Source organism: Streptomyces sp. BRA346, assembly GCF_052851135.1.
On the sequence record NZ_JAIWIH010000029.1, the window covers coordinates 1 to 14899 of the forward strand.

General features: G+C 75.3%; 8 protein-coding genes and 1 pseudogene. 4 read left to right on the forward strand and 5 right to left on the reverse strand.

Annotation, left to right across the window (positions count from 1 at the left end):
* Positions 1-268: 268 nt before the first annotated feature.
* From LCH29_RS30025 to LCH29_RS30035, 3 genes and pseudogenes are all read left to right on the forward strand, one after another.
* Entirely contained in the window at positions 269-4102 is a 3834-nt protein-coding gene (locus tag LCH29_RS30025; RefSeq protein ID WP_446464927.1) for a beta strand repeat-containing protein, read from the forward strand.
* Positions 4084-4338 (forward strand): hypothetical protein, encoded by a 255-nt coding sequence (locus tag LCH29_RS30030; protein ID WP_446464840.1) that lies wholly within the window; start codon positions 4084-4086, stop codon positions 4336-4338. Before LCH29_RS30025 ends, LCH29_RS30030 begins: the two co-directional genes overlap by 19 nt.
* Before the next feature lie 26 nt (positions 4339-4364).
* A pseudogene (locus LCH29_RS30035) lies at positions 4365-5153 on the forward strand (Ig-like domain repeat protein); the annotation flags it as partial.
* A 2-nt stretch (positions 5154-5155) separates the two neighbouring features.
* On the opposite strand, the gene LCH29_RS30040 reads toward LCH29_RS30035, so the two are convergent.
* Together LCH29_RS30040 and LCH29_RS30045 are read right to left on the reverse strand one after the other, a co-directional pair.
* On the reverse strand, positions 5156-5380 hold the full coding sequence (locus LCH29_RS30040) for a hypothetical protein (RefSeq protein WP_446464938.1): 225 nt from the start codon (positions 5378-5380) through the stop codon (positions 5156-5158).
* Between the two features lie 44 nt (positions 5381-5424).
* Positions 5425-5559: a hypothetical protein gene (locus tag LCH29_RS30045; protein ID WP_446464939.1), complete on the reverse strand. Its 135-nt coding sequence runs from the start codon at positions 5557-5559 to the stop codon at positions 5425-5427.
* A gap of 193 nt (positions 5560-5752) precedes the next feature.
* Here LCH29_RS30045 and LCH29_RS30050 point away from each other — a divergent pair, with 193 nt between their 5' ends.
* Positions 5753-6913: an Ig-like domain repeat protein gene (locus LCH29_RS30050; RefSeq protein ID WP_446464928.1), complete on the forward strand. Its 1161-nt coding sequence runs from the start codon at positions 5753-5755 to the stop codon at positions 6911-6913.
* 5 nt (positions 6914-6918) lie between these two features.
* Here LCH29_RS30050 and LCH29_RS30055 read toward each other — a convergent pair whose 3' ends face one another.
* The 3 genes from LCH29_RS30055 to LCH29_RS30065 all read right to left on the reverse strand — a co-directional run bounded on the left by LCH29_RS30055 (position 6919) and on the right by LCH29_RS30065 (position 14759).
* Positions 6919-12159: a hypothetical protein gene (locus LCH29_RS30055; protein WP_446464841.1), complete on the reverse strand. Its 5241-nt coding sequence runs from the start codon at positions 12157-12159 to the stop codon at positions 6919-6921.
* Between the two features lie 72 nt (positions 12160-12231).
* On the reverse strand, positions 12232-13125 hold the full coding sequence (locus tag LCH29_RS30060) for a hypothetical protein (protein WP_446464842.1): 894 nt from the start codon (positions 13123-13125) through the stop codon (positions 12232-12234).
* A gap of 98 nt (positions 13126-13223) precedes the next feature.
* Positions 13224-14759, reverse strand: a complete 1536-nt coding sequence (locus tag LCH29_RS30065) for a hypothetical protein (RefSeq protein WP_446464843.1) — start codon at positions 14757-14759, stop codon at positions 13224-13226.
* Positions 14760-14899 lie beyond the last annotated feature (140 nt).

The following is a 14899-nucleotide window of genomic DNA, read 5'->3' on the forward strand; positions in this document are numbered from 1 at the left end:
ACCCGGTGCGGGCACCCCCACCGGAACCGTCACCTTCGACTTCGGCGACACCACCCCGCCCGTCACCGCGCCGCTGACCGGCTCCACCGCGACCGCCACCCACACCTACACCGACGCCGCCGCCTACCCCGTCACCGCCACCTACAACGGCGACACCGACTTCACCACNTCCACCGGCACCGACACCCACACCGTCCAGCCCGCCGACACCACCACCGAGGTGGCCGCCGCGCCCGACCCGTCCAGCGTGGGGCAGTCGACGACGTTCGTGGCGCAGGTCGTTCCCGAGGCACCGGCGGCCGGCGCGCCGACGGGAACCGTGACGTTCGCGTTCAGCGACGGCTCCCCGGACGTCACGGCGCCGGTGGTGGGCGGTACGGCGATGGTCGACCACACCAGTCCCGAGGTGGCGGAGAGCCCGCTCACCGTCACCGCCACGTACAGCGGCGACGAGAACTACAACCCCTCGACCGGCACGGGCGGCCACGACATCGTCCAGGGCGTGTCGACGACGGAGGTGACGGCCTCACCGTCGCCCTCGGTGACCGGTCAGACGGTCACGTTCACGGCGGCCGTCGCCGCCGTGCCACCCGCCTCGGGCACCCCGACCGGGACGGCCACCTTCGACTTCGGCGACGGCACCACGCCCGTCACCGTTCCGCTCACCGGTGGCACCGCGGTCACCACCCACGCCTACGACCACGCGTCACTCGCCCCGTACCCGGTCACCGTCACCTACAGCGGTGACGCCAACTTCCTGGCGTCCACCGGCACCGGCTTCCAGAGCGTCGAGCAGGCCACGACCACCACCACCGTCTCCGCCTCCTCCGAACCGTCGGTGACGGGCGAGGTGGTGACGGTCACGGTGACGCCCAACTCGCCCGCGTCCGGCGTCCCGACCGGTTCGGCCACCATCGACTTCGGCGACGGCACCCCGATGGTCACGGTCCAGCTGGTGGCGGGCACCGCGACGGTCACCCACGCGTACGCCGGCGCCTCCGGCAGCCCGTACACCATCACCGCCACGTACAGCGGCGACGCCGACTACGCCCCGTCCGAGGACACCATCGTCCACACCGTCGACCCGGCGTCGACCGTCACCCGGGTGACGTCGTCGGCGAATCCGTCGGCGGTGGGCCAGAGCGTGACGATGTTCGCGCGGGTGTCGCCGGTCCCGCCGGGCGCCGGTGATCCGACCGGCACGGTCACCTTCGACTTCGGCGACGGGTCCGCGCCCGTCGCCGCCCCGGTCTCCGGCGGCCGGGCCGTGGCGACGCACGCCTACTCCAGTACGGCGGGCAGCCCGTACACGGTCACCGCCTCGTACAGCGGTGACGGCGACTTCGCCGCCTCCACCGGGACCACCGCGCAGCAAGTGGAAGCGAGCGTTTCGACGACGTCGACGACGGTGACCTCGGCCCCGGACCCGTCGGTCGTGGGCGAGGAGGTCACGATCTCCGCGACCGTCGCGGCCGTCCCGCCCGCCTCGGGCACCCCGACCGGGACGGTGACGTTCAGGTTCGGTGACGGCACCGCGACCGCCACCGTCCCGCTCACCGGCGGCTCGGCGTCGGTCACCCACACCTACACCGCCGCCAACGCCGGGTACCCGATCACCGTGGTCTACGGCGGCGACAGCAACTTCGCGGGGTCGGCCGGGATCGACACCCAGACGGTCACCCTGGCCCCGTCGACGACGACGGTGGTGGCCGGCCCGGATCCGTCCATGACCGGCCAGCCGGTCACCGTCACCGCGACCGTCGCGCCCGTGGGCGCGGGCGCCGGGACCCCGACCGGCACGGTCACCCTCGACTTCGGCGACGGCACCGACCCGATCCTGGCGCCCCTCGACGGCGGGGTCGCGACCGCCGTCCACGCGTACGCCCACACCACCGGCAGCCCGTACACGATCACCGGCACCTACAACGGGGACGCGAGCTACAGCGGTTCCACCGGCACCGACAGCCAGACCGTGAATCCGGCGGACACCGTCACGAGCCTCTTCTCGTGGCCGGACCCCTCCACGGTCGGCGAGTCCGTGACCAGCATGACGGTGACCGTCACGACCGTCACCCCGGCGACGGGCACTCCCGTCCGCCCGGTCACCTTCGATTTCGGCGACGGCACTTCGACCGTCACCGTCGATACCGTGGGCGGTCTCGCGACGGTCACGCACGCCTACACCGCCACGGGCGGCAGCCCGTACACCATCACCGCCACGTACGACGGTGACGCCGACTTCAGCGCCTCCGAGGCCACCGACACCCACACCGTGCTCCAGGGCTCGACCACCATGGAGGTGACCGGTGCGCCGGACCCCGCCGTGGTGGGCGAGCCGGTGACCGTCACCGCCACCGTCACGGCGGTCCCGCCGGGAGCCGGTGTGCCGACCGGCACGGTCACCCTCGACTTCGGCGACGGCACGGCTCCCTCGACGGTGCCCCTGCTCGGCGGAGCCGTCGTCCTGACCCACACCTACACCAGCAGCGTCGGCAGCCCCTTCGCCATCGTCGCCACCTACAACGGCAGCGCCGACTTCACCGCCTCGGTGGACACCGAACACCAGACCGTGCTGCCCGCCGGGACGACCACCACCGTGGTCGCCGCGCCGGACCCGTCCGTCTCCGGCCAGCCGGTCACCTTCACGGCGACCGTGGCCCCGGTGGCGCCGGGCGGCGGCACCCCGACCGGCACCGTCACCTTCGACTTCGGCGACGGCTCCGCTCCGGCCGCGGTGCCCGTCGTCGACGGGACGGCGACCGCGCAGTACGCGTACCCCGGCACGTCCGGCAGCCCCTATACGGTCACCGCCACGTACGGCGGCGACGTCGACTTCACCGGTTCCGGCGCCACCACCACGCAGACCGTCGCCCAGGCCGCGACCACCGTCACCGTGGTCACCTCACCCGACCCCTCCCTGGTGGGCCAGCCCGCCACCGTCACCGCCACGGTGGCGGCGCAGGCCCCGGGCGGCGGCACCCCGACCGGCACGGTCACCTTCGACTTCGACGACGGGACCGCGCCCGTCACGGCGCCGGTCGCGGCGGGCGTGGCGACGACCACCCACATCTGGGCCGACACCTCGGGAACTCCGTACGCCGTCACCGCCGACTACAGCGGCGACGCCGACTTCACCGCGACCACCGGCACCGACACCCATATCGTCGGCCCGGCCGCGACCACCGTCACCGTGGTGTCCTCGCCGGACCCGTCGGTGGTGGGCCAGCCGGTCACCGTCACCGCCACGGTCGCTGCGGTCGCGCCCGGCGCCGGGAGTCCGCCCGGCACGGTCACCATCGACTTCGGCGACGGAACGCCCGCCGTCACCGCGTCCCTGACGGGCGGCAGCGCCACCGTCACCCACGTCTGGGAGCACACGTCGGGCAGCCCGTACACCGTCACGGCCACCTACGACGGGCACCCGGACTACACCGGCTCCACCGGGACGGACGCCCAGACCGTCGGCCCGGCCGTGACCACCACCGCCCTCAGCGGTCTGCCCGATCCCTCCGTGACGGGCCAGCCGGTGACGTTCATCGCGCAGGTCGTGCCGGACGCCCCGGGCGAGGGCTCGCCGACGGGGGCGGTGACGTTCAACTTCGGCGACGGCACCCCGACGGTCCTCGTACCGGTGAACGACGGCGTGGCGACGACCACGCACGCCTACGCGGACGCGGCGGGCAGCCCCTACACGGTCAGCGCCACCTACGGCGGCGACGGCGACTTCACCGGCTCCGTGGGGACGGAAACCCACACCGTGCAGTCGGCGCCGACGACGACGGTGGTCGGCTCGTCGCCGGATCCCTCGGTGTCGGGCCAGCCGGTGACCGTCACCGCCACGGTGGCGGTGCAGGCCCCGGGCGCGGGCACCCCGACCGGCAGCGTCACCTTCACCTTCGGCGACGGCAGCCCCTCCGTCACCGCCCCGCTGGCCGCGGGCACCGCCACCGTCACCCACATCTGGGCCCCATCACCGCCGACTACGGCGGGGACGCCGGGTTCACCGCCTCCACCGGCACCGACACCCAGACCGTGGCCCCGGCCGCGACCACGACCACCGTGGAGTCGTCGCCGGATCCCTCGGTGTCGGGCCAGCCGGTGACCGTCACCGCCACCGTCGCGCCCGCCGCCCCGGGCGCCGGGACCCCGACCGGCAGCGTCACCTTCACCTTCGGCGACGGCAGCCCCTCCGTCACCGCCCCGCTGGCCGCGGGCACCGCCACCGTCACCCACATCTGGGCCCGTACACCGTCACGGCCGACTACGGCGGGGACGCGGACTTCACCGCCTCCAGCGGCACCGACACCCAGACCGTCGGCCCGGCCGCCACCGAACTGACCCTGGTCTCCTCCCCGGACCCGTCCGTGACCGGGGAGGCGGTCACCTTCACGGCCCGGGTCTCGGCCGCCGCCCCGGGCGCGGGCCGGCCCACCGGGACCGTCACCTTCGACTTCGGCGACGGAAGTCCGACCGTCACGGCTCCGGTGGCCGGCGGGGTGGCGACCATCACCCACGCCTTCGCGGACGCCACCGGCAGCCCCTACACGGTCACCGCCACCTACAGCGGGGACGCCGACTTCGCCCCCGCCGCCGTCACCGACACCCACACGGTGTCGCCCGGCGCGACCACCACGTCCACCACGGTTGCCTCCTCCCCCGATCCCTCGGTGACGGGCCAGCCGGTGACGTTCACCGCGACCGTGACCCCGGCCCCGCCCGGTGCCGGGGTGCCCACGGGCACGGTCACCTTCCGGTTCGGCGACGGTACGGCGGCCATCACGGCGCCCCTCTCCGGCGGGGTGGCCACCGCCACCCACGCCTACGCGAGCGCCGCGGGCAGCCCCTACACCGTCACGGCCGAGTACAGCGGGGACGCCAACTTCAGCTCCTCCACGGGCACGGACACCCAGACGGTCGGGCAGGCGTCGACCACCACGACGGTGGTCTCCGCACCCGATCCGTCGCTGACCGGTCAGCCGGTGGCCTTCACCGCGACCGTGGCGCCCGTCGCGCCCGGCGCCGGGGTGCCGACCGGCACCGTCACCTTCGACTTCGGCGACGGCACCCCGACGACGTCGGTGCCGGTCATCGGCGGCGTGGCCCGGATCACCCATACGTACGGCAGCGCGGGCGGCCCGTACCCGGTGACCGCGACCTACGACGGGGACGCGAGCTTCACCGCGTCGAGCGGCACCGACACCCAGACCGTCAACAAGGCCGCCACCACCACCGCCGTCACCTCCTCACCCGACCCCACCGTGGTCGGCCAGTCCACCACCATCACCGCCACCGTGGCCTCCATCGCCCCGGGAGCCGGAAGCCCGACCGGCACCGTCACCTTCACCTTCGGCGACGGCACCCCCTGGCGACGGTCACGCACACCTACACCGGGGCCTCGGGCAGCCCGTACACCGTCACGGGCACCTACAACGGTGACACCAACTTCACCGCCTCCAGCGGCACCGACACCCAGACCGTCAACAAAGCCGCCACCACCACCGCCGTCACCTCCTCACCCGACCCCACCGTCGTGGGCCAGTCCACCACCATCACCGCCACCGTGGCCTCCATCGCCCCGGGAGCCGGAAGCCCGACCGGCACCGTCACCTTCACCTTCGGCGACGGCACCCCCTACGCCGCCACGTCCGGCACGCCGTACCCGATCACGGCCACCTACAACGGCGACGACAACTTCACCGCCTCCAGCGGCACCGACACCCAGACCATCGGCAAGGCCGCCACCGCCACCGCCGTGACCTCCTCGCCCGACCCGTCCGTGGCGGGCCAGCCGGTCACCGTCACCGCCACGGTCGCGCCCGTGGCACCGGGGGCCGGGACCCCGACGGGCACGGTCACGTTCACCTTCGGGGACGGCACGGGTCCGACGTCCGCGCCCCTGTCCGGCGGCATCGCGACCGTCGCCCATGTCTTCAGCGGGACGTCCGGCAGCCCGTTCGCCATCACGGCCACCTACAACGGCGACACCAACTTCACCGCCTCCAGCGGCACCGACACCCAGACCGTCAACAAAGCCGCCACCACCACGGCAGTGGTCTCCTCACCCGACCCCTCGACCGTNGGCCAGTCCGTGACCCTCACCGCGACGGTCGCGGCGGTCGCCCCCGGGGCCGGGACCCCGACGGGCACGGTCACCTTCACCTTCGGCGACGGCACGAGTTCCGCCACCGCCATCCTGGCGGGCGGTATCGCGACCGTCACCCACCCCTACACCACCAGGACCGGCAGCCCGTACACCGTCACCGCCACCTACAACGGCGACACCAACTTCACCGCCTCCAGCGGCACCGACACCCAGACCCTCACCAAGATCACGACCACCACCACGGTGACCTCGACCCCCGACCCCTCGGTGGTCGGGCAGTCGGTCACCATCAGTGCGACGGTCTCCTCCGCGTCCGGTACGCCGACCGGAATGGTCACCTTCGCCTTCGGCGACGGGACGAGCACGGCCGCGGCTCCGCTGTCCGGCGGCATCGCGACCGTCACCCACACCTACACCACGACCACGGGAAGCCCGTTCACCGTCACCGCCACCTACGGCGGGAACGACAACTACGCGAGCTCCAGCGGCACCGACACCCAGACCGTCAGCAGGGCGGCCACCACCACGACCGCGGTCGCCACCCCGAACCCGGCGATGGTGAGCGACCCGGTGACCGTCACCGCGACCGTGGCCCCCGTCGCGCCCGGCACGGGTACGCCCACCGGAACCGTCACCCTCGCCATCCCGGGGCGCACCCCGCAGACCGTGACGCTCGCGGGCGGCACGGCGTCCGCCGTGTTCAACCCGCTGCCGAAGGGCACGTACACCGTCACCGCCAACTACAACGGCTCCGTCAACCACGCGCCCTCCGCCGGGACCACGACCCTCGTCGTGACGACGCCGGGCTGAGGCCCCTAGGGGGCGTCCGGCCCGGTGGGCCGGTCCGCACCGTCCCCCTCCGGCCGCTTGTACATCCTCGTCGCCGTGATCTGGCCGTGCACCTGCTCCCCCTCGGGGTCCTGTACCGGCAGGCCCGGCCGCAGATGCTCCTCGACGCTGATGTACTTGAGCCCGGCCCGCAGGTCCGCGTCGTTCCGCAGCCGGATCACCAGCGGGAACTCGGCCAGCGCCGTCGTGTCGAACAGCCCCGTCGTATAGAGCAGCTGGACGCCGAGCGCGTCCGCGACCGCGCGCTGGAGCTCCAGCAGATACGTCGCGTTGGCCCGGCCGATCGGGTTGTCGAGGAACAGCGTGCCCGCGTGGCGGTGCTTGTCGCGGCCCCGGTCGTTGCTGCGCAGCGCGGCCATCGTGCAGTACAGGGCGATGGCGGCGGTCAGCAGCTGGCCGCCGGAGAAGACGTCGCCCATCTGCCCCACCGGCACCCGCTCCGCCCGCAGCACCGCGTCCGGCTTCAGGATCTCCACGGCCACCCCGCGCGGCTGGAGCGCCGCCGAGACGCCGCGCAGCAGCAGGGACATGCCGTCCCGGCGCAGATCGGAGTTCTTCTTCACCGCCGAACGCGTCGCCTCGTCGATGACCTCGCCCAGCCGCTCCGTCAGCGTCGCCTGGTCCGGGTCGTCGAACCGGATCCGCAGGAACTCCTGCCCCGACCACTCGCCAAGACCCTCCGGGAGCCGGGAGAGCCGCTGCGCCGAACGGAGCGTGGCCAGGCAGGATTCGACCAGGCCGCGCAGCCGGTCGACGATGGAGTCGCGGTTGCGCTCCAGCTGCTCCAGCTCGTCGGTCAGCACCCGCAGCCGGGGCGCGAACGCGTCGGCCCAGGCGGCGGCGTGCTCGGGCAGCGCGGCCGCGGGCAGTTCGCGGATCTGCTGGCGGGCGGGGGTACGGACCTGCTCGTAGCGGGTGGAGTTGGCGTGCCGCACGAGGACGTCGCTCGCCTCCCGGACCGCCGACTCGGCGCCCGACAGATCGGCCGCGCAGCCGCGCAGCGAGCGGCGGGCCTCGGTGGCCGCCTGCCGGGCCTCGGCGAGGCCGCCCGCGTACGGGTCGGGGCGCTCGCCGTCGTCCTCGGCGCCGGGGCCGTCGCGCAGCAGGTCCCGCAGCAGGGCGGCCGTCTCGTCGAAGCCGCCCGCCGCGTCCTCCGCGGAGCGGTGGGCCCGGAGCAGGTCGGCGTGGGCGGTGCGGGCGGTGTCCAGCGCGTCCGTCCGGGCGGCCAGTTCGCCGTTGGCCGTGCGCAGCAGCTCCTTCGCCTGCTCCGCATCGGCCGGAACCATCTCCTCCGGCAGGGCGGTGTGTGCGTCGCCGTCGGCCGGTGCCAGCCGCTCGGCCTCGCCGCGCAGGCGGCCGAGCTGCTCGCTCGCCGCCGACGCGCGGGTCTCCAGCATCTGGACGAGCGACTCGGCGCGGGCGGCCGCGGCCTGCCGGGACGGCCCGTCCGCGCCGTCGGTGCCCTCCAGCAGCTGGGCGGCGCGGGTGCGGACCTTGTTGGTGAGCCGGTCGAGGGTGGCGAGCGCCGCGCTCTCGTCGCTCTCCGCGCGCGCCTGTTCGGCCCGCAGATCGGCGCCGACGCCGACCTTCTCGTACACCTGGGAGGCCGTGCGGTACGCCTCGCGCAGCGCGGGCAGCGACGCGGACGGCGGCTCGGTGTCGTCGCCCAGGTCGTCGGGCGCCCCCGCGATCTCCGCCCGCTCGGCGCGCAGGGCGCGCGCGGTGCGGTGCGCGTCGTCGGCCGCGCGCTGGGCCGCGCGCCGGTCCTCGTCGGCGGCGCGCGCCCGGTCCACGCAGGCGGCCGCCTGCTCCTCGGCCTCGGCCGCCTCGTCGGCGAGTTCGCGCAGCCGGGTCTGCCAGGTGGCCCGCTCGCGCAGCCGGTACGCGAGCCCCGCCAGCGCGTCCGCCACCCGGCGGGCCCGCTGCGCGGCCTCCTGCCGCTCGTCCCGCACCCGGGCCGCCTCGGTGGCCGCCTCGTCCGCCTCGGCCCGGGCCGTACGGGCCTCCACCAGCTCGTGCTGCGCCACCTCGGCCGCCTCCGCGGCACCCTCGGCGGCGGCCGCCAGCTCGGCGAGCCGCCCGGCAGGGCACCCGTTGCGCCACGACGCCAGCCGGGCCGCCAGCGCCCGGTCCCCGGACAGGCGGGCAGCCAGCGCCCGGATCTCCTCGTCCCGCGCGGCGGCCCGGTCCCGCAGCCCGCGCCGCTCGTCGTCGGCGGCGCGCTCGTCGTGCATCGCCGGGTTCGGCGGGACGAGGAACACCCCGCTCTCCTCGCCCGCCCCGGGCGCGGGCGTCGGCGCGAGCAGCGCGGCGGCCGTCCCGACCGCGACGGCCGAACGCGGCAGCAGCGACGCCTGCCCCAGCACGGCGCGGGCGCGGGCGTGGGTGTCGGGGTCCGTGATGACGACGCCGTCCACGAGCTCGGGCCGGGCCGCGAGCACGGCCGCGTGGTCGGCGGGGTCGACGGCCTGCGCCAGATAGCGCCAGCCGGGCAGGGCGGGGATGCCGTGCTCGCCCAGGTACTCGACGGCGGCCAGCACGTCGGTGCTCGGCGGCAGCAGCCCGCCGTCGCCGAGCGCCGCGAGGATGCGCGAGTCGTCGGCGGCGGCGGTCCGCAGGTCGAACAGCTGCCGCTCGGCGGAGGCCACGCTCTCCTCCAGCAGCTCCCGCAACGCGTCGGCGTTCCGGTCCAGCTCCTCGGCGGTCAGCGGCCCGTCGCCCGCGGGCCGCCGCGGTGGTGCGGGCGCGGCGGCGCCGGACCTCGCGGGCGCGTCACCGTCGCCGACCTCGGGGGCCCAGCAGTCCTGCTCGTCGTCGGACGGGCTTTCCGCCGTGTCCACTGGGTGCGGTGGACCGGATTCCGGCGCCTGCTCGGGCACGGACGCGTCGTTGTCGTCCGCATCGGCTGAGCCCCGGTCGGCACCACCGTCCTCGTCATCCTCGCCGTCGTCGCCGACCCGGGCCGTGACCCGCCCCGGCGGCGGCGAATCGGCCGCGTACACGCGTGCGGCGGCAGGTGTGCCGTCCCCGTCCTCGTCCTCGACGTCCTCGACGTCCTCGACGCGGACCGTCACCTGGCCCCGGGGGCGGGAGTCGGCCGCGTGGGTGTGGCCGGTTGGGGGCGGGTCCTCGTCGGGGGCGTAGGCGTGGTCGGGGTGCGGCGGGCGGTCGGGGTCCACGGCGCACTCGTCGGGGGTGCGGGTGGCGGGGTCCGCGCGGAAGGCGGCGGGGAGTTGGGACAGGCCCAGCATGTCGTCCGCGTCCGGGTCGTCGTCCACCCGGACCGTGACCCAGCCCGTGCGGGACGCCTCGGCCGCCGAGGGGCGGGCGGGGCGGCGGGCGGCGGGGATGGCGGCGGTCGGCTGGGGAAGGCCCAGCAGCTCCAGGAGGCGGGGCTCGGCGCCCAGGGCTTCGGCGGCGCGCCGCTCCGCGTCGTACGCCGACTCCGCCGCCCGCGCCGCGTCGGCCGCGCGGGCGGCGGCCAGCTCGGTGCGGGACTGCTCGGCGGCGGTCGCCCTCGCGTGGTCGGCGGTGCGGCCCGCCGTCTCGCGGGCGGCCTCCCAGGCCGCGGCGGTCGTCTTCTCGGCGTCGCTGGCGGCGAGCGCGGCGCGGGCCGGGTCGGCGTCGGGGGCGGAGTCGTCGAGCCATCCGGCGCGCACGGCCTCGGCGGTCTCCTGCTCGACCTCGGTGAGCCGCTGCCGCAGGTGCTCGGCCTCGCTGCGGGCGCGCTGGGCGGAGGTGGCGGCGGAGGTCGCGTCGCGGTGGGCGGCCTCTCCGGCCTGCTGGAGGGCGGCGGAGCGCTCCTCCTCCTCGTTGGCGTGCCGTTCGCCGTCCTCCGCGGCCGCGTGCAGGGCGCGTACGAGGCCGGCGGCGGCCTTGGCGCGGGCGGCGAGCGCGGGGGCCGCGTCCCGCTCGGCCTCGCGGATGGCGGCGGCCACGCGCGCGGAGCGGTCGGCGGCGGCGCGGTGGCGGAGCACCGTCTCGGCGGCCTGCCAGGCGGAGTGCAGGGTGCGGGCGTCGTTGAGCTCGCGGCGCTGGGCGGCGGCGCCCTTCTCGGCGGCGGCGAGGGCCAGCGAGGCGTGGCGGTAGGCGAGTTCGGCGGCCACCAGGTCGCTGCGTCCGCGCGCGGTCTCCGCCTCGGTGACGGCGTGCGCGGCGGCGGCGACCGCTTGCGCGAGTTCGGCGGCGCGGCCCCGCTCCTCGGCGCCGCGCGCGGAGAGCCGCCGGGCGAGCGTACGGGTGCGGCGCTCGGCCCCCGCGTGCACGCCGCGGGCCTGCTCGCGGCGCTCGGCGGCGTCGGCGATGCGCTGGAGCAGGTCCAGCGAACCGGCCGTGAAGTCGCGCTCTGCGGTCAGCTCGGCGCGGCGGCCGAGCTTGTGCGCGAAGCCGTGGACGAGGTCGGCGAGCCCGTCCGTGTCGCGGGTGTCGGTGACGGCGCGCAGCAGCAGATCGGTGAAGTCGGAGTCGTTCTTGACGGCGAAGAGCCCGGCCGCCTCGCCCTCGTCGGCGTTCATCTCGCGCTGGTAGCGGAAGAGTTCGGGGTCGAGGCCGAGTTCGCCGAGGTGTTCGTTCCAGCGCTCGTGGATCTCCACCCAGGAGACGTCCAGGTGCGGATACGCCTTGTCCGCCTCGGTGAGGGCGTCCCGGAACCCCTTCATGGTGCGGCGGCGGCCGCGGGCGGTGGAGGCGCCCTCCGCGGAGGGGCGGACGGAGGCGGCCTCGGCGACCGGCAGCGAGTCGAGGCTGAGCCCGGGACCGGGGCGGAACGAATACCACGCCTCGGCGAACTTCCGCGGGTCGTTGGAGACCTGGCGGCCGCGCCACTCGCTGACCTTGCCGACCACGATCGACTCGCCGGTGACCGTGTGCTGCCACTCCAGGGCCACATGCCCGCAGTCGTCGGCGAGCAGGAACTTGCGCAGCACACCGGAGCTGGCGCCGCCGAGCGTGTTCCGGTGGCCGGGCAGCATGACCGAGAAGATCAGCTTGAGGAGGACGGACTTGCCGCCGCCGTTCTCCAGGAAGAGCACCCCGGCGGGGGCGGGGCGGCGCGGCGGGCCGACCGGCTCGTCCTCGAAGAACTCCGCCTGGGTCGGCGCGGGGCTGGGCACCGGATCGCCGACTCCGCGCAGGTCCAGCACGGTGTCGGCATAGCGCGCACCGGCCGGCCCGATGGAGTAGAGGCGGATCCGGGACAGCTCGTACATGGCGGCGGACTCTCGTTGTCGGAGGTGGGTCGGAAGTGGGTGGGAGACTGGTCGGAGGGTGACGGCGCGGGGTCAGGAGTGGAACGGCAGACCGGCGTCGGCGACGAGGTCGAGGGCGTCGCCCTCCTCCGGGGGCAGCAGCGTCGCGCTGCCGTCGCCGACCGGCACGACGCCGAGCGCCAGCAGCTCGGACATGGCGGCACCGGCCGCCATGTCGCGCACCTGGAGCTGGTAGCGGGCGGTGGTGCGGTACGTGCCGCCGGACTCGTCCCCGGTGCGCTGGAGGAACCCGGAGTCGACGAGGAAGGCGACGGCCTTGCCGATGATGCCGGTCGTCGAACCGGCCAGCCGGCGCGCGTCCTTGGTCGCCCCGGTGGCGCTGCGCCGGGCGTACACCCGCCAGGCGGCCTCCAGTCCGGGCGCGTCGGTGGCCGGGTCGGTGTTCTCGCCCTGCTCCTCGGCCCGCTCCTCCAGGCGGGCGCAGGCCTGCCGTACGAAGGCGTCGACACCGTTGACGGTGACCCGGCCGATGTACCCGTCGTCGGCCAGGTCCTCGGGGCGCGGGAACGCCATGGCGGCGACGGCGAGATGGGCGAGCCCGTGCAGGAAGCGGTCGGCGGAGTCGCTGGCGGCGCGGCGGGCGTAGTCGCCCATGCGGACGGCGAAGACGGAGTCCTCGGCGGCGGTCACGGCCATCCCGGCGCGGGTGGACACCTCCAGCACGATCAGGCCGAGCCCGGCGGCGACAGCGTCGGCGAGCCGGGCGAAGGCCGGTTCGTCGCGGTAGCGGCGCAGCAGCTCGCCGTATTCGACGTCCCGGGCGGGCAGCAGCTTGGGCTGGAGCCCGAAGGACACCAGCCGCGCCGCGTCGGCCGCGTCGGCGGGCGTGACCCCGCCCGCCGGGGCGCTCGGCGCCTCGGTCGGCTCGTGCTGGGCCGCGTCGTCGGCGGCGTCGTACTCGGTCACGGGTGAAGCTCCTTGCGCGGGGCGTACTCACGGGGTGTGGCGAGGGCGGCGGCAGATCCGGCACGGCCGGGACGGCCGGGGGCCTTTCGGGGGTGCATCTACGCCACCTCCGTCCGGTCCGCCGCCATGCCCGCGGCGTCCAGGAGGGCGGTGCCCACTATGAGGTCGGCGCCGCCGAATTCGTGGTCCTCCAGCTCGGTGCCGTCGTCCACGGCGAACAGCAGCCGCTGCTCGCCCTGGCGGTAGGCGGTGCCGACCGGGGGGCTGGCGGCGTGGACGGCCAGGAGGGCGATCAGGTAGGGCAGGTCGGGGTCGCGGCGGCGGGCCTCGGCGAGGAGGCCGGAGAGGCGCCGCGGGGCGTCGGCGGGGAGGTCGAGCAGTTCCATGGCGACCGCGAGCTGTTCCTCGCTGAAGCGGCTGTCGTCGGGGGTCGCGATGAGGTCCGGCTCGGGCATCTCCGCGCCGAGGTGTTCGCGCTCGACGGGCGGGGTGAGGAGCAGGTCGACCAGGTCGCCGACGCGCACGGAGGTGGGCGTCCGCATTCCGGTGCCGCGGGCGAAGAAGGCGTCGGTGACCCGCCCGGACTGCTCCACGGGGAGCGGCAGGATCGGGGCGAGGAGCTGCCCGTACAGGTCGAGTCCGGCGCGCGCGGCGGGCGGGGCGAACGCCTGGCGGTCCTGCTCGGCGCGGAACAGCGGCCCGGCCTCCAGCAGCCGGGACTGGAGTTGGGTGTGGCGGCGGATGCAGTCCTTGACGATGTCGACCAGTTCGGCGGCACGCCGCTTGTGCTCGGCGCCCTCGGCCTCGTCGCGCGCCTTGCGGATGTTGGTGAGGATCGCGTTCTCGTGGCGGTAGCGGTCGGCGACGTGGTCCAGCGCCTCGGTGATCAACTCGGGGACGGTGCGCAGCCAGTCGACCGCGCGGACGTTGCGCCGGGTGGCGTCCAGCGTGCGGCGCAGCGTCTCCGAGTACTGCACGGTGCGGTAGCGGGCCTGCTCCGCGGCGAGTTGGGCGTCGGCGAGGCGGCCGCGGCTGATGAGGACCTCGAGCTTGACCTCGGCGGCGATCTGGGCGCTGGTGACGTCCGTGTCGAGGGCGCCGACCAGGACGTTGACCGCTTCGTCGGTGGTGCGCAGATAGACACCGCCGCCGGGCCCCGGCACCTCCTCGATCAGCTTGAAGTCGTAGTCGCGGCGGACATACGCGCCGTCGGCGCCGAACGTCCCGTACACGGCGCGGAAGCCGCGGTCCACGCTGCCGACGTTGATCAGGTTCTCCAGCACCCAGCGGGCGACGCGCTCGTGCTCGGCGGCGGGCCGCTCCGGGGCCTGGGCGGCGACGCGGGGCAGCAGCCTGGCCACTATCTGTTCGTGGTCGGCGCCGGTGTCGAAGTCCATGTTGAGCGTGACCAGGTCGATGGCGGCGAGGGCGACCTCGGCCATCGCGTACACCCCGTACTCCCCCGCGAGGTTGGCCTTGCGGGTGTCCAGGTCATGGAGCGGCGCGGTGCACGCGAGCGCGCGCAGCCGCCGGGCCAAGCCCTCGTCGGCGGCCGGTCCCGGCGCCGGGCGGGCCGGCCCGTCATGGCCGTTGAGCTGGGGCGCAGTCGCGGCCCCGGGGGGTGGAGATGTCACGTCGCACAGATTAGGCGGTCGCACCGACAACGCACGAAACGGCGCGGAGATCCCGCTATGTCGGGGCGCGATGTCAGGACGCGTCGTGCCCGTACACCGGCGCGTCGCCCGCAGCTCACCGACCGGTCAGTCTACGGCTA